Origin of the sequence: Mesorhizobium sp. M7A.F.Ca.AU.001.01.1.1 (assembly GCF_004022735.1) — a bacterium.
GTDB classification, from domain to species: Bacteria; Pseudomonadota; Alphaproteobacteria; order Rhizobiales; family Rhizobiaceae; genus Mesorhizobium; species Mesorhizobium ciceri.
Map to the genome: position 1 here is coordinate 1 of NZ_RZPF01001182.1, position 1,016 is coordinate 1,016.

1 protein-coding gene is annotated in these 1,016 nt (G+C 65.5%); it reads left to right on the forward strand.

Annotated elements, in window-relative coordinates; genetic code table 11:
• A partial coding sequence (locus tag EN884_RS36900) for an AIR synthase related protein (RefSeq protein WP_245492063.1) occupies positions 1-879 on the forward strand: 879 nt, incomplete at its 5' end.
• Positions 880-1,016 lie beyond the last annotated feature (137 nt).

Sequence of the window (1,016 nt, forward strand, 5' to 3'; positions counted from 1 at the left end):
CTCGCCTTCTCGTCCGACGTGACGCCGCGCTATTGCGAGGCCGACCCTTACGAGGGCGGCAAGCAGGCGGTGGCCGAATGCTGGCGCAACTTGACCGCCACCGGCGCTCTGCCGCTGGCCGCAACCGACAACCTCAATTTCGGCAACCCGGAACGGCCCGAGATCATGGGCCAGCTGGTCGGTGCCGTGAAGGGCATCGGCGACGCCTGTCGTGCGCTCGAATTCCCGATCGTCTCCGGCAATGTCTCGCTCTACAACGAGACCAACGGCCAGGGCATCCTGCCCACCCCGACCATCGGCGGCGTCGGCCTGATCGCCGATTGGTCGAAGATGGTGCGGGCCGGCTTTGCGGCCGAGGGCCAAATGATCCTGCTGGTCGGCGCGCCGGCGTCCTGGGGAACGCATCTCGGGCAATCGGTCTATTTCAGGGACATACACGGCCGCACGGATGGACCGCCGCCGCCGGTCGACCTCGAGCATGAAAAGCGCGTCGGCGACCATGTGCGCGCGCTCATCGCCTCCGGCATCGTCACGGCGGCGCATGACGTTTCCGATGGCGGTATCGCGGTGGCTTTAGCCGAAATGGTGATGGCGTCCGGCATCGGCGCCACCGTTCCCGGCCTTGTCGGCACCGACCCGATCCCGGTCTGGTTCGGCGAGGATCAGGGCCGTTATCTGCTGACGCTGTCGATCGACCCGCATGGTGACGAATGGGACGCCATTCGCAAGCAGCAGGGCGAGCTTGGCATCTTCGCGCCGTGGATCGGCTCCACAGGCGGCAGCGCGCTGAAGCTTGGCGACGCCAGGGCAATCCCGGTCAGCGAACTCTCCTCGGCTCACGAAGGCTGGTTCCCGCGCTTCATGGATCAGGCTAGTTGACCACACTGGCTGCCCGGGCGCTGCTTGCAGTCGTTTTCTGGCCGTCGCTGTTCTTCTTCTGGTTCCTGGGACCGTTCGTCTTTTTCCTGCTGTCGACAACCTCGAGCGAGGTTTGTATGCGGCTGGAAACACGTGCG